Genomic DNA, 17,648 nt, shown 5'->3' on the forward strand with positions numbered 1-17,648 from the left:
CAGACGAGCACAGCGGCGAGTATTCGTGCCAAGGCCGAGTTCGCCCCAGACGGCCCTGGTCACGCCCAGGCACACCACGGCCCCGCCCGGGCCGGGCCTCCGCGCGGGGCTGCAGAAGGCACCAGCGACGCATCAGGCCAGCGAGATCGGCACGGTCAAGTCGAGGACGGCGCCGACGGACCGTCGAGTTCTCCGTCGGACTACACCAGCGGGCAGCGTAGCGGGCCAGCCGGCGCTGACGCAGCCGCCGCGCAGCACGCCGGGACGGCTGAGTGCGTCAGGACGGCGTTGACAGGTCACCGCCCGGCGAACGCGACCACGGTCGCGGCTCGCCGAGCGACTCAGGACCGCACCGGCGGGTCAGACGGCACCGGCGGCGCGCAGGCGGGCCGTGTCGGCGGGGTCGTAGCCGAGCTCGGCGAGCAGCGCGTCGGTGTGTTCGCCGACGGCGGGCACGGCGCCCATCACCGGGTCCACCCCGCCGATGCGGACGGGCGGGCGCACCGCGCGCAGCGGGCCGACCGGCGAGTCCACCTCCCGCCAGCGGTCGCCCACGTCGAGCTGGGGGTGGGCGAGCAGGTCGCCGATGGTGTTGATCCGGCCGTTGGCGATGCCCGCCTCGTCCAGCCGGGCGAGAGTCTGCTCGGTGGTGACCTCGGCGAGGGCCGCCTCGACGTCGGCGGTCAGCGCGGCGCGGTGGCGGACACGGCCCGCATTCGTCGCGTAGCGGGGGTCGGCCAGCAACTCGGGCCGACGCAGCACCTCCTCGCAGAACCGCCGCCACTCCCGCTCGTTCTGCACGCCGAGCTGCACGCTGCCGCCGTCGCCGGTCCGGAAGCCGCCGTAGGGGGCGATCGAGGCGTGGCTGGTGCCGGTGCGGGCCGGGGGGACGCCAGTGTACATGGCGTAGTACATCGGCTGGGCCATCCACTCGGTGAGCGAGTCGAACAGCGACACCTCGAGGGCGGCGCCCTCCCCCGTGCGCTCCCGCATGAACAGCGCGGTGAGGACCGCGGTGTAGGCGTACATGCCGGCGGAGATGTCGGCCACGGAGATGCCGACCTTGGCCGGCGCGTCTGGCGCGCCGGTGACCGACAACAGTCCGGTCTCGCACTGGATCAGCAGGTCGTAGGCCTTCTTGTCGCGCAGCGGGCCGGCCGAGCCGTAGCCGGAGACGTCGCAGACGATCATCCGTGGATCGCGGGCCCGCAGTGTCGCCGCGTCGAGGCCCAGGCGGGCCGCGGCGCCGGGGGCGAGGTTCTGCACGAAGACGTCGGCCCCGGCCAGCAGGCCGGCCAGCACCTCGCGGGCCTCGGGATGCTTGAGGTCGAGGGTCAGCGACTCCTTCGCCCGATTCAACCAGACGAAGTAGCTGGCCAGACCCTTGACGGTCTCGTCATAGCCGCGAGCGAAGTCCCCCGCGCCCGGCCGCTCGATCTTGATCACTCGCGCCCCGAGATCGGCAAGCTGGCGGGTGGCGAACGGGGCCGCCACCGCCTGCTCGATGGAGACGACGGTGATTCCCGCCAGGGGTTTGCCAGCCGCCAGGCCACCCGCCGGCGATGCGGCCCGCCTCGGTGCCGGGACGGCTGCAGCATCGGGCAGCGCGGTGACATCAGGCGGCGCGGTGGGGTCGGGGGTCTCGGTCACTGCGAGCGCCCCTCAGCCGAGGACGAACGGGTCGCGGGTGGCACCCGTCGTCTCGATCCAGACGGCCTTCTCCTGCNGGTACTCGTGCAGCCCCTCGGTGCCGTTCTCGCGGCCGAACCCACTGCTCTTGATCCCGCCGAAGGGCATCGCGTAGTTCAGCGTCCGGTAGGCGTTGACCCACACGGTGCCAACCCGCAGCGCCTTGGTCATCCGGAAGGCCCGGCGGATGTCGGCGGTCCAGATGCCGGCGGCGAGGCCGTAGCGCGAGTCGTTGGCGATGGCGATCGCCTCCTCCTCGGACGAGAATCGCAGCACGCTCAGCACCGGGCCGAAGATCTCCTCCTGGCAGACCATGGCGTCGTTGGTGACGTTCGCGACGATGGTCGGCTCGAAGAACAGCCCGCCGAGTCCGCCGTCGCCGCCACCGCCGACGATGTCGGCGCCCTGCTCCTTGGCCTGCGCGACAAACCGGCGGATCTTCTCGTGCTGGCCGGGGAAGCAGATCGGGCCCATCTCGGTCTCGGGGTCCTTCGGATCACCGAGACGGATGCGGGCGGCCCGCTCGGCCACTCGGGCGACGACCTCCTCGTAGACGTCGGCGTGCACGAGCGCCCGCGAACCCGCGATGCAGGTCTGACCGGCGGCGGCGAAGATGCCGGCGATCAGGCCGTTGGAGGCGGCAGCCAGGTCCGCGTCAGGGAAGACGATGTTCGCCGACTTGCCGCCGAGCTCGAGGGTGACCGGGGCGAGGTGCTTCGCCGCCGCGGCGGCGACCGCCGCACCGGTGATCTCCGAGCCGGTGAACGAGACCCGGTCGACGCCCGGATGGCCGACGAGCCACTCCCCCACCTCGCGGGAGGCGCCGCTGACGGTGTTGAACACGCCGGGCGGGAACCCAGCCTCCTCGAACAGGTCGGCGAACTTCAGGATCGACACCGGGGCCTGCTCGGACGGCTTCGCCACGATCGTGCAGCCCGCCGCCAACGCTGGAGCGATCTTGAAGGTGAGCAGCAGCAGCGGGGAGTTCCACGGCAGCACCGCGCCGACGACACCGATCGGCTCGCGGGTGACGAAGCCAAAGTAGTCCGGGCGGCCGGTGTCGACGACCCGGCCGTCGATCTTGTCGGCCAGGCCTGCGTAGTACTCGTACCAGGCGGACAGGCTGCGAACCTGCCCGCCCATCTCGCGCAGCAGCTTGCCGTTGTCGCGGGTCTCGGCGAGACCGAGCTCGTCGGCGTGCTCTTCGATGACGGCCGCGAGGCGGCGCATCAGCCGGCCCCGCTCCCGGCCCGACAGCTTGCTCCACTCCCCGCCGTCGAAGGCCGCCCGTGCGGCGGCGACCGCGTCGTCGACGTCCGCGCGACTCGCCTCGGCGACCGTCGCCCACGGCTCGCCGGTGTAGGGGTCGATCGAGTCGAAGGTCGTCGTGCCCNCGCGCCGCTCGGCGCCGATGCGCATCGTTACCGTGGTGGTCACAGCGTCGCGCTCCCTGAGTTCGGGGTTGGGCCTGAGGCAGGGACTGAGCCTGAGGTGGGGGTTGAGCCTGACGGGGAGGGTGGTGCCGAGCCGGCGGGCGACGTGGGGCCCGAGCGCAGGGTGGGGTCGCTCTTCTCCGCGACGTCGCGGTAGCGCGCGGCCAGCTCCTCGCTGCCGCGCGCCAGCAGGGTCACGTCCGCCCCCACCAGGATGAACCTGACGCCGAGGGAGAGATAGCGCCGCGCCAGCGGCTCGGCGAACGCGTTCACCCCGGCCGCCTTGCCCGCCGCGTTGACCACCGCGACCGCCGATGTGATCGCCTCGACGACGTCGGGGTGGTCGGGGCGGCCCAGATGCCCGAGGGAGGCGGCGAGGTCCGCGGGGCCGAAGAAGACCCCGTCGACACCGTCGACGGCGGCGATCGCCGCGCACTCGGCGAGCCCGGCCGCGGACTCGATCTGGACCATCACGCAGATCTCGTCGTTGGCGTGGTGCAGGTAGCCCTCGACCCGGGTCCACCGGGACACCCGGGCGAACGCGCTGCCGACGCCGCGGATGCCGGCGGGTGGGTAGCGAGTGGCCGCGACGATCGCCGCGGCCTGCTCGGCGGACTCCACCATCGGCAGCAGCAGGTTCTCGGCGCCGATGTCGAGGAGCTGCTTGATGATCACAGGGTCGTCGGTCGGGGGGCGCACGACCGGGGCGACCGGGTACGGCGCGACCGCCTGGAGCTGGGCGAGGAAGCTGCGCACGTCGTTCGGGGCGTGCTCACCGTCGATGAGCAGCCAGTCCAGGCCGCCCCCGGCGCAGATCTCGGCGTTGTAGGGATTGNCGGTGGCCACCCACATGCCGATCGCCGGCCGGGGGTCGCGCAGCCGGCGCCGGAAGGCCCCGCTGGTCACGCCCGCGGTCCCCGCCGCGCCGGCCGTCATCGCAGTGCTCCACACATCAGCAGAACCTCTCCTCGCCCCGCCCGCTCAGGCGAAGCGGCAGGTGATCGCGCCCAGCGGGCCGTAGTCGGCGTGGAAGGTGTCGCCCGAGCGGGCGAACACCGGCCGGGTGAACGAGCCTGCCAGAATCACCTGGCCCGGGTCGAGACCCACCTTGTACGGGGCGAGCTTGTTCGCCAGCCACGCGACGCCGTTCGCCGGATGGTTCAGCACCGCCGCGGCAACCCCGGACTCCTCGATCGTCTCGTTGCGGTACANCAGCGCCGACACCCAGCGTAGGTCCACCTCGTCGGGACGCACAGCGCGTCCGCCGAGCACGATCCCNGCGTCGGCGGNATTGTCGGAGATGGTGTCGACGATGGTGCGCAGGTGCCCGGTCGCCGGGTCGCTCATCTGCACCCGGGCATCGAGGATCTCCAGCGCCGGGGTGACGTAACGGGTGGCGTCGAGCACGTCGTAGATCGTGACCCCCGGACCGGACAGCGGCTCGGCGAGCACGAAGGCGAGCTCGACCTCGACCCGCGGGCGGATGAACCGGCCCGCGGGCACGACCCCGGAGTCGTCGAAGAACATGTCGTCGTAGATCGCGCCGTAGTCCGGCTCGGTGATCGAGACGGCCTGCTGCATCGCCCGCGACGTCAGGCCGATCTTGCGCCCGCGCAGCTCGCGGCCGGCGGCCAGCTTGCGTTCGGTCCAGGCGCGCTGGACGGCGTAGGCGTCCTCGATCGTCATGTCCGGGTACTGCAGGGACAACTGCGGGATCGGGGTCAGCGTGCGCTCGGCCTCGTCGAGGCGCGCGGCGGCGTCCTCGACGAGTTCGGGATCGAGCGTCATGCGTTCTCGGACTCGTTCTGCCCGCCCAGCAGGAACGCCAGCGCCGCCGGGTTGAACAGCTCCGGGTCCTCGAAGTGCGGCCAGTGCTTGACCTCGGGCATCTCCAGGACCTGCGAGTCCGGGATCAGCCGGGCGACCTGGCGGGCGGTGTTCTGGTACTCGCCGAAGTCCTTGCCGGAGGCGACGACGAGCGTCGGGGCGGCGATGCGCGACCACTGGTCCGGCGGGATGAGGTTGCGCTCGCGGGCGTCGGGGTCCTGCAGGATCAGCACGTGGTCGATGACCTTGCGCGTCTCCGGCAGCCGGTAGATCGCCTGGCGCAGGGCGATGACGTCGGGCAGCCGGTTGGCCTCGTCGGCGATCAGGTGGTTGAACATCGCCTTGGTGGACTCCCAGGTGGGGTTGTCCACCGCGGCGGTGCGCTCGGCCCGGATGCGGGCCATGTTCGACGCGGTCGCGATGAGACCCGCGGGCGACATCAGGATCAGCTTGCGGACCCGGTCCGGCTCGTCGATGGCGAGCCGGGCGGCGACCCACGCGCCCAGCGACATGCCGATGATGTACGTGGTCTGCACGCCGAGCGCGTCGAGCAGGCCGAGCAGGTGGCGCTCGTAGACGGCGATCTCGTAGTCGTAGTCCGGCTTGCTGGAGAAGCCGTTGCCGACCATGTCCACCGCGATGCAGCGGAAGTGCTTGCTCAGCGGGCCGATGGTCGGCGCGAAGGTCTCCCAGTGCCCCCCGGTGCCGTGCAGCATGAGCACGGCCGGGGCGTCGGGGGAACCGGCCTCGACGTAGCGGGTGGACACCCCGTCGATGTCGATCCAGTCCTGGCGGAACGGCACGTCCCGCAGGTAGGTCCAGATGCTGCGGTACGGGACCTCGTCGGTCATGCGCTGCTCACGATCCTCGTTGGTCGGGTCGGGATGACTCGTCGGGCGCTGAGCGATCAGTCGTTCTCGGCGGCGCGCAGGCGCTGCGCCACCGACGCGCTCCACGTCTCCACCGGCGACCAGGTCGCCGTCTCCTCGATGAGAGCCTGGGTCTTCTCCCGGATCACCTCGTCGGTGTCGGCCAGGTCCAGCGCCACCCGCCAGGGCTGGCTGACGTACCACGGCGTCGGGGTATAGAGCTCCAACCGGTTCCCTTCCGGGTCCAGGAAGTAGATGCTCCAACTGTTGCCGTGGTTACGACCCTCCATGCCGGTCGCGCCGAGTTCCAGGGCCTTGTCGTGGAACCAGNGCAGCGAGGTGAGGTCGTCGTCGGTGAGGCGGAAGGAGACCTGGCTGAGCAGCGCGATCTCACCCTCGGGGACCTTACGGCCGGAGACGAGCACGAGCTGGTGGTGCTCGTCGGCGCGGNGGCTGAGGAAGGTCAGCCGGCGGCCCAGGAAGTCGCCCTGGTCGATGACGAGCAGGCCGAGTAGCTCCGAGTAGAAGTTGACCATGCGGTCGACGTCGTTGACGTACAGACCGACGTGGGTGAGCTGAGCGGGCGGGGGAGCAGCCATGATCCATCCCTCGGGGTCGACGGGAACGCTTGTCCTCGGCGGGCAGGCAGGATCCCGCAGCGGGGCCACGACCCGGTCCGGCGGACACCCAGGCCGCGGGCGGCGGGATCGAGCGTGAGTCCAGCACCGTTTCTGACAGTGAGTATACCCTAGGGCCATGAACCGTCCCGCCTCCACCAGATCCCCCGGAGCGCGTCCGTCCGTCACCGGTGCCGCCACCGGCGGGCGGCCGGACCGAGAGGGGCACCGGTGAGCCGGCCGCGCCACGACGGCCTGGAGTCCGCCGAGCTGGCCAACGAGTTCGCCGCCGTGCGGGTTTCGGTGGACCGCCGCGGAAACTCCCCCCGCCTGCTGGTCGAGGACGTCGAGACCGGCGCGTCGATCCTGCTGTCTCCGATCGAGCTGGCGAGCCTGTGCCTGGCCGCGCCCGAAGATCGCCTGGACTGGCTCCGGGTGGGCGCCTACCGGGAGGAGCGCAGTCCCGTGCGGCACTCCGCGCTGGCGGGCCCGGGAGCCCAGAGCTGATGGCCCCGCCCCTCGAGCCCGCGGTTGTCGGCCTCGGTCTGACATCCATGTCGCTTTCGGCCGGCGGCGTGCCCGTCGATCTCGCCATCGAGGCCGTCGCGAGTGCGCTCGCCGACGCGGGGCTCACCGCCCGTGACGTCGACGGCCTGCTCGTCAACTCCAGCCAGGGGGTCCGCCCCGACCGGCTGGGGGTCGCGCTGGCCCGCCAGGGCGGCCTGGGCGACCTGCGCCTGCTCGAGCACGTGGAGATCAAGGGCGCCACCGCGGTCGCGATGATCCAGCGGGCGGTGCTCGCCATCCGGGCGGGCCTGGCCAGCACCGTCGTCTGCGTCTTCGCCGACGCGCCGCTGCGCGCGGGCGGCACGTCGGGGTCGACCTACGCCCACAGCGGCGGCAATGACGGGGCCCGCGGGCTGGAGCGGGCCAGCGGCGTGCTCGGCTCGGTCCCCACCTACGCCCTGCTCGCCTCGCGCTACTTCGCGGTGTCCGGCGGCGACCCCGAGGACCTGTGCGCCGTGGCCGTGTCGACCCGCGCCTGGGCGCTGGGCAACCCGGACGCGGTGGTGCGCAAGCCGCTGGACGCCGAGGGCTACTTCGCCAGCCGGATGATCTCCACCCCGCTGCGCGTGCTCGACTGCGCCCGGCCGGTCAACGGCGCGGTCGCCCTCGTCGTCAGCGGCGCGGCCACGCCCGGCCCGGCCCCGCGCATCCACGTACGCGGGATGGGCCAGGCCCACCCGATGCGCCGGCGACGTGCCCCGGGCGAGTCATGGTTCGGCGGCGGCCGGGCCGCCGTCGACGGCGCGCTGGCGATGGCCGGGCTCACCCGCGCCGACCTTGACGTCATCGAGCTCTACGACCCGTTCAGCGTGGTGACCCTGCTGCTGCTGGAGGAGTACGGCCTGGTCGAGCCCGGGCAGGCGGGCAAGGTGGTCCGTTCCGGCGCCACCGCCCCCGGCGGCGACCTGCCGGTCAACACCGGCGGCGGCCAGCTCTCCGGGTTCTACCTGCAGGGGATGACGCCGCTGGCCGAGGCCGTGGTCCAGTTGCGCGGCGCCGGCGGGGCACGCCAGGTGCCCGGGGCGAGCACCGCCCTCGTCGGCGGCATCGGCGGCCGGGTCGACCACCACGCCTGCCTGATCCTCGACCTGGAGCCGTCCCGATGAACCCGAGCACCGACGCCGCCCTCCCCGCCGCGCTCGCCGCGCCGGACGCGCCGGATGCGCCGGACGCCGGGGACTGGCTGGTCGACGCGGCGCTGGCGCCGCTGGCCGGCGGGTCGCTCGCCCCGCTCTACGCCGGCGCCGCCGCGGGCGAGCTGACGCTGCCGTTCTGCGCGGCCTGCGGGCTGGCCCTCGAACTGGAGCAGCGGGCCTGCGACGGCTGTGGTGCCACCGACATCCGCTGGCGCCCGGTCGAGCGCGCCGGCACCGTGCATGCGGTGACCCTCGTGCACCGGCGGGAGCCGGGCCTGGTCCGGGTCACCGAGCCCTACCCCGTCCTGGATGTCGAGCTCACCAGCGGGCATCGACTGATCATGACCACGCTGACCGCCACCGGGTCCGCGCCCGCGATCGGCCGGCCCGTCACCGTCGGCTTTCGGATCGTCGGCGGGGTGGCGGTGCCTGCCGCAGCCCTCAGTACCTCCGAACCCTCCGAACTCCCCGACCCCTCCGACCCCTCCGAACCCTCCGACGCCGCCACCCCCGACTCGCCCAGGGCAACCGGCACCGCCCCCGCACCAGTTCCATCCGAGACGGAGGTCTCACAATGACCGAGTTGGACACGTCGGCGCCTGTCGGTGTCGGCAAGGTGGACGTCGCCGCGCTCGTCGAACCGGACCGCGTTCACGGCTCCGTGTACACCTCCCAGGAGGTGTACGACCAGGAGATGGACCGAATCTTCCGCAACGGCTGGGTGTTCGTCGCCCACGACAGCGAGGTCCCCGAGCCGGGCGACTACGTCACCCGCCGCATCGCCGGCGAGCCGTGGATCGTCGTGCGGGGCAAGGACGGCGAGGTCCGGGTCCTGGCCAACCGCTGCACGCACCGCGGCAACCGGCTGTGCAACGCCGACGCCGGCAACAGCTCGTCGTTCCGCTGCCCGTACCACGGCTGGACGTTCAGCAACGACGGCCACCTCACCGGCGTGCCGATGCGCGACGGCTACGGGTCGAGTTTCCATGAGGTGCGCGACGCCATGGGGCTCGCGCCGGCCGCGGCCGTCGACAGCTACGGCGGCTTCGTCTTCGCCTCGCTGAACCCGCCGGCGATCACCCTGCGCGAGCATCTGGGCAACTCGACGGTCGCCCTCGACCGGCTGCTGGCGCTGTCCCCCACCGGCGAGCTGAACCTGCGCGCCGGCTGGATGAAGCACGACATGCGCTGCAACTGGAAGATGGTCATGGAGAACAACGTGGACGNCTACCACGCGCTGTTCACCCACGCCTCCGTGTACGACGCGGTGAAGCCGGCGAAGGTCTCCCACGTCCCGTCCAAGGTCGAGGTGTACGTCCGCGACCTCGGCAACGGCCACTCCGAGATCGACTACGCCAAGGAGTACAGNCGCCTCGACGAGGAGTTCATCTGGTTCGGCCGGATCCGCCGGGAGAAGCTGCCGAACTACGTGGCCGCCATGGAGGAGGCGCGCGGAGCCGAGGACACCCACCGGGCGTTCGTCGTCGGCCCCCCGCACACGCTGATCTTCCCGAACCTGTTCCTCGCCGAGATGAACATCATGACGGTGGAGCCGCTGGGACCGGGCCGGGCGATCGCCTACACCACGCCCGCCCTCATCCCGGGCGCGGACGAGGTCAACGAGAAGACCCTGCGCCGCAGCGAGGGTGCCATGGGGCCGGCCGGGTTCCTCATCGCCGACGACGGCGAGATCGGCGCCCGCAACCAGCTCGGCCTCGCGGCGGGCTCGCCCGAGTGGGTCGTGCTGCGCCGCGGCGAGGAGTCCGACATCACCGACGAGACCGGCATCGTCAACCACGACAAGTCGGCCGAGACGCCGCAGCGCGGCTGGTGGAAGCACTGGTCGCAGGTNCTCACCGGGACCACCACCGCCCCCGACGCCTGACCGGGGACGTCCACCGCCCCAGGCAGCCGTCCGCCATCGCAGCAGGGAGCCCGCCCACCATGTCTGACCTCACCAGCCTCGGCGCCGCCGCCGCGGCGCCCGCCGGCGCCGTGCCCGCCGCCGGCGTCGACCCAGCTCTGGCCTCCTTCATCTACACCGAGGCCCGCCTCGCCGACGAGGCGCGGTACTCGGAGTGGGAGGCGCTGTGGGACGACGACGCCAAGTACTGGGTGCCGATGCACCCCGACCACGACCCGAAGGTCAACGTCTCCTACATCTACGACAACCGCCGCCGGATCCGCAGCCGGATCGCGCAGCTCAACTCCGGCAACCGGCACTCCCAGACCCCGCCGTCGGTGCTGCGCCGGCTGATCACGAACCTGGAANTCGTCGCCCAGGACGCCGACACGACGACCGTGGCCGGCAACTTCGTGATCTACGAGTACCGGTTCGATCTGACCGTCTGGGCCGGCCGCTACGAGTACCGGATCCGGGCGCGTGGCGGGGACCTCAAGCTGGCCGCCAAGACCGTCCACCTGGTCAACGCCGGCGGCCCCGTCTCCACGATGTCCTTCCTGGTCTGAGGCGGCCCGTCCTTGATCTGAGACGGCCCTCCTTGGTCTGAGGCGGCCCGTTCGATCCCGGGCCGCCCTTCCTGATCCGAATTCCGGCGCCGCCGGCCCGACCTCGCGTCGGCGCCGGTCGGCTCCGCCCGCCCGAGTTGCGAGGAACGATGCTGATCGGCGACATAGCCCGGCGCAATGCCCGCCGCTACCCCGACAAGGCCGCGGTGGTGTACGAGGACGAGGAGCTGTCCTGGCGGTCGCTGGACCAGCGCGCCAACCGCATCGCGACCTACCTGCTCGGGCGGGGGCTGGTCAAGGGTGACCGGGTCGCCGTCTGCGCGCGCAACACCCCGGAGTGGCCGGAGATCACCTACGGGCTCGCCAAGGCGGGCCTGGTGCTCGTGCCGATCAACATCCGGCTCTCCGGGCCGGAGGTCGACTACGTCCTGTCCGACAGCGGGGCGCGGGCGGCCATCGTGCACACCGACCACGTCGACGGGCCGGGGGCGCCGCTGGCCGCCCTGGACACCGTCATCGAGATCGGCGGGGACTCGGTCGGGGTGAACTACGCCAAGGCACTCGCCGCCGGCCGCGACGCCGACCCCACCCCGGCGGACCTCACCGACAGCGACATCCACCTGCTGCTCTACACCAGCGGGACGACCGGTCGTCCCAAGGCCGTGGTGCACGAGCACCGCACCCTGCTCTCCCAGGTGCTCGACACCACGATCTCCACCGAGTCCCGCCATGACGACGTGTTCCTGGCGACCACCCCGTTCTTCACCGCGGGCGGGATGATCCGGACGCTGTCGTGGATGTACCTGGGCCAGACGATGGTCATCCATCCCCGCTTCGACCCCGTCGCCGTGCTGGAGACGATCGAGCGGTGGAAGGTCACGATGACGACCTTCATCCCCACCATGCTGATCCGCACGCTGCGCGAGCTCGACAACCGACCCGGCATCGACGTGTCCAGTCTGCGACGGATCAGCTACGGCTCGGCGCCCGCCCCGCCCGGCCTCGCCGAGGAGGCGGCCCGCAAGCTCGGCTGNGACCTGCAGCAGCGCTACGGCTCCACCGAGGCCGGCGGGCAGGTCACGATCCTCACTCCCGAGGATCACCGGGCGATCTTCGCCGGGGACGACGCGCTGCGCAGCTCGTGTGGCAGGGAGACGCCGCACGCGGAGATCCGCATCGTCGGCGAAGACGGCGTGGAGCTGCCCCGGGGCGAGGTCGGCGAGATCGTCGTCAAGGCCGACTCGGTCGCCCGCGGCTACTGGAACCGGCCCGAGGCCAACGCCGAGACCTTCCGGCCCGACGGCCTGTGGACCGGTGACCTGGGCCGCCTCGACGAACGCGGTTACCTGCACATCGCCGGCCGCAAGACCGACATGATCATTTCTGGCGGGTTCAACGTCTACCCGGCCGAGATCGAGCGGGTGCTCGGCGCGCACCCGAACGTCGACCTGGTGGCCGTCGTCGGCATCCCGCACCCGGAGTGGGGCGAGACCCCGATCGCGGTCGTGGNGCCCAAGGGCGACATCACCACCGAGGACCTGGAGGCGCAGCTACGCACCCTCTCCCGCGAGCAGCTCGCCGGCTACAAGCAGCCACGCGGCTTCGCGTTCCGCACCCAGATGCCCCTCGGTCCGGCCGGCAAGATCCTCAAGCGGGAGCTACGGGCGGAACTCGCCGCGCCCGAATCCCCGTGAGCCCGGCGTCGGGGGTCGCGTCCGGGGTGGCGTCGCTGTGGGAGCTCGCCCGGACGCGGGCGGCGCTGACACCCGACGCTCTGCTCGCGGTGGACGCGGGCGGAGATCGGGTCACGTTCGCGCAGTTCCGCGACCGGGCCGAGCGGCTCGCCGCGGGGCTGGCGGCCCGCGGCATCGGCCGCGGCGACGTCGTCTCCTGGCAGGTGCCGAACCGGATCTCGACGATGGTGCTCGCCGCGGCGCTCAGCCGGCTCGGCGCGGTCCAGAACCCGCTGGTGACGATGCTGCGGGAGCGCGAGGTCGGGTTCATCACCCGGCAGGCCGGCACCCGGCTGCTCATCGTCCCGGCGAGCTTCCGCGGGTTCGACCACCTCGCCATGGCCCGCGCCGTCGCCGCCGAGGTGCCGGGCCTCGACGTGGTTGACGTGGCCGAGCTGACCGACGTGGCCGAGCTGACCGACGCCGACCCGGCCGGTCTCCCCCCGGACCCCCCGGACCCGGCGGACCCGGCGGACGGGTCCGGGCAGCCGTCGGCGGCGCCGGTGCGCTGGCTGCTCTACACCTCGGGCACCACCTCGGCCCCCAAGGGCGCCCGGCACACCGACCGGGCGCTGCTCGCCGCGTCCACCACGTTCAGCGACGCGCTGGCGGTCACGGCCGACGACCGGGTCGCGGTGCTGGCGCCGATCGCCCACATCGGCGGGCTCGCCCACCTCCTCACGGCGCTGCGCTGCGGCAGCTCGCTGGTGACCGCGGAGGTGTTCGACCCGGCGAGCACGCCGGACCTGCTGGCCGCCCACGGCGTGACGATCGTCGGGTCCGGGGTGCCGTTCATCCGGGCCTACCTGGCCCGCCAGGCCGCCACCCCGGACGCGCGGCTGTTCCCCCGGGCGCGGGTGTTCCTCTGCGGCGGCTCCCCGCGCCCGGCGAGCCTGCACGCCGAGGTCCGCGACACCCTCGGCGGGGTGGGCGTCGTCTCGGGCTACGGGATGACCGAATGCCCCTACGTCTGCTGGGGGCGGGCGGACGACGCCGACGCCGACCACGCGAGCACCGAGGGTCCGCCCGGCGAGGGCGCCGAGGTCGTCGTCGTGCGCCCCGACGGATCGCGCGCCGACCCCGGGGAGTCCGGAGAGATCCGGGTCCGCGGCCCGCAGCTCATGCTCGGCTACGTCGACGCCGCCCTCGACGCCGACGCGTTCGACGCCGACGGCTTCTTCCGCACCGGCGATCTCGGCTTCGTCGACGAGCGGTCCTACCTCACCGTCACCGGCCGACTCAAGGAGGTGATCATCCGGAACATGGAGAACATCTCCGCCCGGGAGGTCGCCGAGCCGCTGGCCGGGCATCCCGGGGTCGCCGACGTGGCGGTGCTCGGCGTGCCGGATCCGGTGACGGGCGAACGGGTCTGCGCCGTGGTCGTACCCGCGGACGCCGCCGCGCCGCCGACGCTGTCCCAGCTCTGCGAGCACCTGCTCGCCGGCGGCCTGAACAAGCGCAAGCTCCCGGAGCGGCTCGAGATCGTCGAGGCGTTGCCGCGCAACGCGATGGGCAAGGTCGCCCTGCCCGACCTGCGCCGGCGCATCGGCGTCTGACAACAGAGTCTGACAGCAGAGGACGATCAGCATGCTCATCATCGGCCGGCCGGCGCTGGTCATCAGCGAGTTCCAACGCGGCATCGTGGATCCGGCGGTGAGCCGGCTACCCGCGCTCGCCGAGCAGGCCGAGTCGCGGGGCGTCGGCGCCCGCATCGGCGCGCTCGCGGAGGCGTTCCGCGCCGCCGGCCTGCCGGTGGTGCACGCCATCATCGAACACCGGCCCGACCTGGTCGGCCTGCGTGCGAACTCGGCGCTGTCCGCGATGGCCATCAAGCGCCGGACGATGATCGCCGGCAGCGTGGACGTCGAGGTCCCCGAACCGGTGACCCCCCGCGAGGGCGACCTGGTCAGCAGTCGCGCAACGGGACTCACCGCGTTCTACGGCACCGACCTCGACGCGATGCTGCGACTGACCGACACCCGGGTCGTGGTCGTCGCGGGCGTGTCGACGAACGTCGCGATCCCGGGGCTCGCGCTGGAGGCGGTCAACCGCGGCTACCACGTGGTGCTGCCCGAGGATGCCACCGCGGGCGCCTCCGCCGAGACCCACCGGTTCATGCTCGACAACTTCCTGGCCATGGTCACGAGGATCACGACCGTCGACGACGTCGTGGCCGAGCTGAAGGCGGGCGCCGGCGTCTGGGACGCCAGCGCCTGATCCCCCGGACCACTCCCCCACCAGATCCAGCCCCGCCCAGCCGGCTCGCCCACTCCCGAGGAACATTCATGCCGCTCAAGGACCTCACGACCGTCCTCTACGAGGTCGACGACCACGTCGCGACCATCACCCTCAACCGCCCCGAACGGCTCAACTCCTTCACGGAGACGATGACGCTGGAGATGGAGGCGGTCTGGCACGAGGTCCGCGACGACGACGACGTGCNCGTCGCCGTCCTGCGCGCCGCCGGCGAGCGCGCGTTCTGCACCGGGCTGGACATCCAGGAGGGCCCCTGGTGGAACGACCAGAACCTGTGGAACCAGGAGGACCCCGGGGTCCGCCTCGGCCCGCGCAAGCAGTTCGTCTGGAAGCCGGTGATCACCGCGGTGCACGGCATCGCCGCCGGCGGCGCCATGTACTTCCTGAACGAGTCGGACATCATCATCTGCTCCGAGGACGCCACCTTCTTCGACCCGCACGCCAACGGCGGCCTCGTCTCCGCGCTGGAGCCGATCGGGATGCTGGCCCGCAACATCCCCCTCGGCGACGTGCTGCGCTGGGCGCTGCTCGGCAACGACGAGCGACTCACCGCCGAGACGGCCCTGCGGCTGGGTATCGTCACCGAGGTGGTGCCCCGCGAGCAGCTCTGGCCGCGGGCCGCGCAGCTCGCCGCCGAGATCGCCGCGCGCCGCCCGGAGGCCATCCAGGGCACCATCCGCGCGATCTGGGAGTCCCTGGACATGACCCCGTCGCTGGCCCAGCGCGCCGGGCTGTCGTACACCCAGCGCGGCAACCGCGGCGGCAGCCCCGTGCCGCCCAACGTGAAGCGCAAGCCCCGGTTCCGCTGACCGCCCCCATCCCCCGGCACGACCTCCCATCCCAGCACGACCTCCCATCCCAGCCGACGAGGACGACCAACGCATGCGTATCCACATGGAGCAGCAGGAGTGCTCCGGCCACGGCCAGTGCTACCTGGTGAACCCGGAGCTGTATCCGCTCGACGACGACGGCTTCACCGCGCTCAACGGCGACGTCGCCGTGCCCGCGGGCGCCGAGGATGACGCCCGCCGCGGCGTCGCCGCCTGCCCCCAGCAGGCCATCTCCGTCCTGGCCGACTGAGGCTACGACGGGCGGCAGGACAGCACAGGACAGCACCGCAGGACAGCGACCGAGCCGCCACGGCGCACGCGACCGCGATCGGCTCCGGGCGGGAACGAGGAGACGGTAATGATCAGCGAATCGGCCGATGTGGCGATCGTCGGCGCGGGACCGTGCGGGGTGACGCTCGCCAACCTGCTGGGTACCTACGGGGTCAGCACCGTGGTGCTCGACCGGGAGTCCGGGGTCATCGACTATCCGCGGGCCGTCGCCGTGGACGACGAGTCGTTAAGGACGTTCCAGGCCGTCGGCCTGGTCCACGAGGTGCTCGCCGACTGCATCCAGAACGCGCCGATCCGCTACCACAACTCGCAGGGCAAGGTCCTCGCGCACGTGGGGCCGAGCGGGCAGCCGTTCGGCTGGCCGCGGCGCAACCTGTTCTTCCAGCCGCTGATGGAGGCGACGCTGCGCCGTGGGCTCGACCGCTTCCCCGGCGTGCGGCTGTTCACCGACACTGAGGTGACCGGGCTGGAGCGCACCGCCGACGGTGTCGTGCTGACCGGCACCCGCGACGGCGAGGACGTCACGGTCAGCGCCCGCTACCTCGTCGGCGCCGACGGCGGGCGCAGCTTCGTGCGCCGCAGTGTGGGCGTCGAGCTCGTGGGCGAGACGAACCCGTCGAAGTGGCTCGTGGTCGACGTCTCCGACGACCAGCTCGACGCGCCCTACTCGGCGGTGCACTGCGACCCGGTCCGCCCGTCGATGACGATCCCGCTGCCCTACGGGCACCGCCGCTTCGAGTTCAAGCTGCTGCCCGACGAGACCGACGAGCGGATGGTGACCGACGAGGTCGTNCTCGGTCTGCTCGCGCGGCACTACCAGGACACGCCGATGCCGCGGATCTCCCGGCGGCGGATCTACTGGCACCACTCCCGCATCGCCACCACCTTCCGGGTCGGCCCGGTGTTCCTCGCCGGCGACGCCGCCCACCTGCAGCCGCCGTTCTTCGGCCAGGGGATGAACTCCGGGATCCGGGACGCGACGAACCTCGGCTGGAAGCTCGCCGCGGTGCTCGCCGGCCGCGCCGACGAACGCCTCCTCGACAGCTACGACGCCGAGCGGCGCGCCCACGCCGAGACCATGGTCTCCTTCGCCACCCGGGTCGGCGCGATGTACGAGCCGCGCAACCGGTTCACCGAACGGGTGCGCGACGCGTTCTTCGTCGGCGTCCAGCGCATCCCCGGGGCTCGGGACTACATCCTGCAGATGAAGTACAAGCCGCTGCCCCGCTACACCGAGGGCGCGGTCCTGGCCCCGGCCGCCCCGGACAAGAACTCCCCGGTGGGCCGCATGTTCGGCCAGCCGTCGGTGGAGACCGCCGACCGGCTGCGGATGAAGCTCGACGATGTCGTCGGGCCGTCCTTCGCCGTCATCGGCATCGGGCGCGACCCGGCGGCCACGCTGTCCGCGGAGGGTCTGGCGTTCTGGCGGGCGTTGGGCGCGCTGACCATCCGGGTCGATCCGGCCCGCACCGCCCGGCGCGGCGCACCCGCGGAGGACAGCGCCGCGACGGCGACCGCCGCCACCGCGAACGCGGAGCCGGCGACCGGGACACTGCTGGTCCGCGACATCGACGGAGCGTTCCGGGACCTGCGCCTGGGCCGCCCCGCCGACGAGATCATCATCCTGCGCCCGGACCGGTACGTGCTGGCGGTCTGCCCGGCCGCGGAGTTGGAGGCCACGACGCGGCGGCTTCGTTCTCTGCTGGGAGTGCCGCCCGCCGCCCTCGGCGACGCCACGGGCCCGGTCTCCCCACCCACGGCCAGCCCGCGTTCCTGACCCGGACGCCTTCCGGCCGCGGTCACCTCCCCACGAGGCGACCGCGGCCGAACCGTCGACGACCATGACCGACGACCGAGCCGATCGCTCCTGGGTATCCGTAGCGTCGCCGGCCGAGGTGCCGCTACCGGCCGGAGTGGCGCTGCTGGTGGGG

General features: G+C 72.5%; 15 protein-coding genes and 14 pseudogenes. 18 read left to right on the forward strand and 11 right to left on the reverse strand.

The window, feature by feature from the left end; all coding sequences use genetic code 11:
* Positions 1-360: 360 nt before the first annotated feature.
* The 11 genes and pseudogenes from FF86_RS20135 to FF86_RS64250 form a co-directional block, all read right to left on the reverse strand.
* The gene (locus tag FF86_RS20135; protein WP_044886427.1) at positions 361-1,650 is read right to left on the reverse strand and encodes a CaiB/BaiF CoA-transferase family protein; all 1,290 of its coding nucleotides are present in this window, start codon (positions 1,648-1,650) and stop codon (positions 361-363) included.
* 77 nt (positions 1,651-1,727) lie between these two features.
* Positions 1,728-3,082: pseudogene (locus FF86_RS20140) on the reverse strand (aldehyde dehydrogenase); the annotation flags it as partial.
* 40 nt (positions 3,083-3,122) lie between these two features.
* Positions 3,123-3,957: aldolase/citrate lyase family protein (locus FF86_RS20145; protein WP_255355852.1), on the reverse strand; the 835-nt coding region annotated here is incomplete at its 5' end.
* A 1-nt stretch (position 3,958) separates the two neighbouring features.
* Positions 3,959-4,058 (reverse strand): annotated as a pseudogene (locus tag FF86_RS67205) (2-dehydro-3-deoxyglucarate aldolase); the annotation flags it as partial.
* A gap of 45 nt (positions 4,059-4,103) precedes the next feature.
* Positions 4,104-4,333: pseudogene (locus FF86_RS53105) on the reverse strand (2-oxo-hepta-3-ene-1,7-dioic acid hydratase); the annotation flags it as partial.
* A 1-nt stretch (position 4,334) separates the two neighbouring features.
* A pseudogene (locus tag FF86_RS53110) lies at positions 4,335-4,400 on the reverse strand (hypothetical protein); the annotation flags it as partial.
* Between the two features lie 12 nt (positions 4,401-4,412).
* Positions 4,413-4,910 (reverse strand): annotated as a pseudogene (locus FF86_RS53115) (2-oxo-hepta-3-ene-1,7-dioic acid hydratase); the annotation flags it as partial.
* On the reverse strand, positions 4,907-5,800 hold the full coding sequence (locus tag FF86_RS20155) for an alpha/beta fold hydrolase (protein ID WP_044886430.1): 894 nt from the start codon (positions 5,798-5,800) through the stop codon (positions 4,907-4,909). The pseudogene FF86_RS53115 and the gene FF86_RS20155, both read right to left, overlap by 4 nt.
* A gap of 56 nt (positions 5,801-5,856) precedes the next feature.
* The coding region (locus FF86_RS53120) for a VOC family protein (protein ID WP_396229960.1) at positions 5,857-6,148 on the reverse strand (292 nt) is incomplete at its 5' end.
* Position 6,149: 1 nt separating this feature from the next.
* Positions 6,150-6,268 (reverse strand): annotated as a pseudogene (locus tag FF86_RS53125) (ring-cleaving dioxygenase); the annotation flags it as partial.
* 1 nt (position 6,269) lies between these two features.
* Positions 6,270-6,576: pseudogene (locus tag FF86_RS64250) on the reverse strand (VOC family protein); the annotation flags it as partial.
* A gap of 90 nt (positions 6,577-6,666) precedes the next feature.
* On the opposite strand from FF86_RS64250, the gene FF86_RS20165 reads away from it, so the two are divergent.
* The 18 genes and pseudogenes from FF86_RS20165 to FF86_RS53185 all read left to right on the forward strand — a co-directional run.
* Positions 6,667-6,942, forward strand: a complete 276-nt coding sequence (locus FF86_RS20165) for a hypothetical protein (RefSeq protein WP_044886432.1) — start codon at positions 6,667-6,669, stop codon at positions 6,940-6,942.
* On the forward strand, positions 6,942-8,108 hold the full coding sequence (locus tag FF86_RS20170; RefSeq protein ID WP_044886433.1) for a thiolase family protein: 1,167 nt from the start codon (positions 6,942-6,944) through the stop codon (positions 8,106-8,108). The genes FF86_RS20165 and FF86_RS20170 overlap by 1 nt, the downstream gene beginning before the upstream one ends.
* Entirely contained in the window at positions 8,105-8,716 is a 612-nt protein-coding gene (locus FF86_RS20175) for a Zn-ribbon domain-containing OB-fold protein (RefSeq protein ID WP_052681217.1), read from the forward strand. The genes FF86_RS20170 and FF86_RS20175 overlap by 4 nt, the downstream gene beginning before the upstream one ends.
* The coding region (locus tag FF86_RS53135; RefSeq protein WP_396229961.1) for an aromatic ring-hydroxylating dioxygenase subunit alpha at positions 8,713-9,364 on the forward strand (652 nt) is incomplete at its 3' end. The genes FF86_RS20175 and FF86_RS53135, both read left to right, overlap by 4 nt.
* Position 9,365: 1 nt before the next feature.
* A pseudogene (locus tag FF86_RS53140) lies at positions 9,366-9,506 on the forward strand (ring-hydroxylating oxygenase subunit alpha); the annotation flags it as partial.
* 1 nt (position 9,507) lies between these two features.
* Positions 9,508-9,989, forward strand: a pseudogene (locus FF86_RS53145) (ring-hydroxylating oxygenase subunit alpha); the annotation flags it as partial.
* Positions 9,990-10,082: 93 nt separating this feature from the next.
* Positions 10,083-10,409, forward strand: a 327-nt coding sequence (locus FF86_RS53150) for an aromatic-ring-hydroxylating dioxygenase subunit beta (RefSeq protein ID WP_304438164.1), incomplete at its 3' end; no start/stop codon positions are given.
* Between the two features lies 1 nt (position 10,410).
* Positions 10,411-10,607 (forward strand): annotated as a pseudogene (locus FF86_RS53155) (aromatic-ring-hydroxylating dioxygenase subunit beta); the annotation flags it as partial.
* 149 nt (positions 10,608-10,756) lie between these two features.
* The coding region (locus FF86_RS53160; RefSeq protein WP_242419135.1) for a class I adenylate-forming enzyme family protein at positions 10,757-11,640 on the forward strand (884 nt) is incomplete at its 3' end.
* 1 nt (position 11,641) lies between these two features.
* Positions 11,642-12,116, forward strand: a pseudogene (locus tag FF86_RS53165) (AMP-binding protein); the annotation flags it as partial.
* Position 12,117: 1 nt separating this feature from the next.
* Positions 12,118-12,301 (forward strand): annotated as a pseudogene (locus FF86_RS53170) (long-chain fatty acid--CoA ligase); the annotation flags it as partial.
* Complete coding sequence (locus FF86_RS20195) at positions 12,298-13,896, forward strand: class I adenylate-forming enzyme family protein (protein ID WP_242419136.1); 1,599 nt, start codon at positions 12,298-12,300, stop codon at positions 13,894-13,896. The pseudogene FF86_RS53170 and the gene FF86_RS20195, both read left to right, overlap by 4 nt.
* 31 nt (positions 13,897-13,927) lie before the next feature.
* Positions 13,928-14,557, forward strand: a complete 630-nt coding sequence (locus tag FF86_RS20200) for a cysteine hydrolase (RefSeq protein WP_044886437.1) — start codon at positions 13,928-13,930, stop codon at positions 14,555-14,557.
* A 68-nt stretch (positions 14,558-14,625) separates the two neighbouring features.
* The coding region (locus tag FF86_RS62850; protein ID WP_255355856.1) for an enoyl-CoA hydratase-related protein at positions 14,626-14,782 on the forward strand (157 nt) is incomplete at its 3' end.
* 1 nt (position 14,783) lies between these two features.
* Positions 14,784-15,405 (forward strand): annotated as a pseudogene (locus FF86_RS20205) (enoyl-CoA hydratase/isomerase family protein); the annotation flags it as partial.
* 73 nt (positions 15,406-15,478) lie between these two features.
* The gene (locus FF86_RS20210) at positions 15,479-15,676 is read left to right on the forward strand and encodes a ferredoxin (protein WP_011604543.1); all 198 of its coding nucleotides are present in this window, start codon (positions 15,479-15,481) and stop codon (positions 15,674-15,676) included.
* A 108-nt stretch (positions 15,677-15,784) separates the two neighbouring features.
* The coding region (locus FF86_RS53180) for an FAD-dependent monooxygenase (RefSeq protein WP_242419137.1) at positions 15,785-16,509 on the forward strand (725 nt) is incomplete at its 3' end.
* Position 16,510: 1 nt separating this feature from the next.
* Positions 16,511-17,494, forward strand: a pseudogene (locus FF86_RS53185) (FAD-dependent monooxygenase); the annotation flags it as partial.
* Positions 17,495-17,648 lie beyond the last annotated feature (154 nt).

Source organism: Frankia sp. CpI1-P (genome assembly GCF_001421075.1).
In the GTDB taxonomy this organism is placed as follows: domain Bacteria; phylum Actinomycetota; class Actinomycetes; order Frankiales; family Frankiaceae; genus Frankia; species Frankia torreyi.

Excerpts from the sequence above, each read along its gene's own strand:
- FF86_RS20200 (WP_044886437.1), top strand. The coding sequence starts at position 13,928 with ATGCTCATCATCGGCCGGCCGGCGCTGGTCATCAGCGAGTTCCAACGC.
- FF86_RS20175 (WP_052681217.1), top strand. The coding sequence starts at position 8,105 with ATGAACCCGAGCACCGACGCCGCCCTCCCCGCCGCGCTCGCCGCGCCG.
- FF86_RS20210 (WP_011604543.1), top strand. The coding sequence starts at position 15,479 with ATGCGTATCCACATGGAGCAGCAGGAGTGCTCCGGCCACGGCCAGTGC.
- FF86_RS20155 (WP_044886430.1), bottom strand. The coding sequence starts at position 5,800 with ATGACCGACGAGGTCCCGTACCGCAGCATCTGGACCTACCTGCGGGAC.
- FF86_RS20170 (WP_044886433.1), top strand. The coding sequence starts at position 6,942 with ATGGCCCCGCCCCTCGAGCCCGCGGTTGTCGGCCTCGGTCTGACATCC.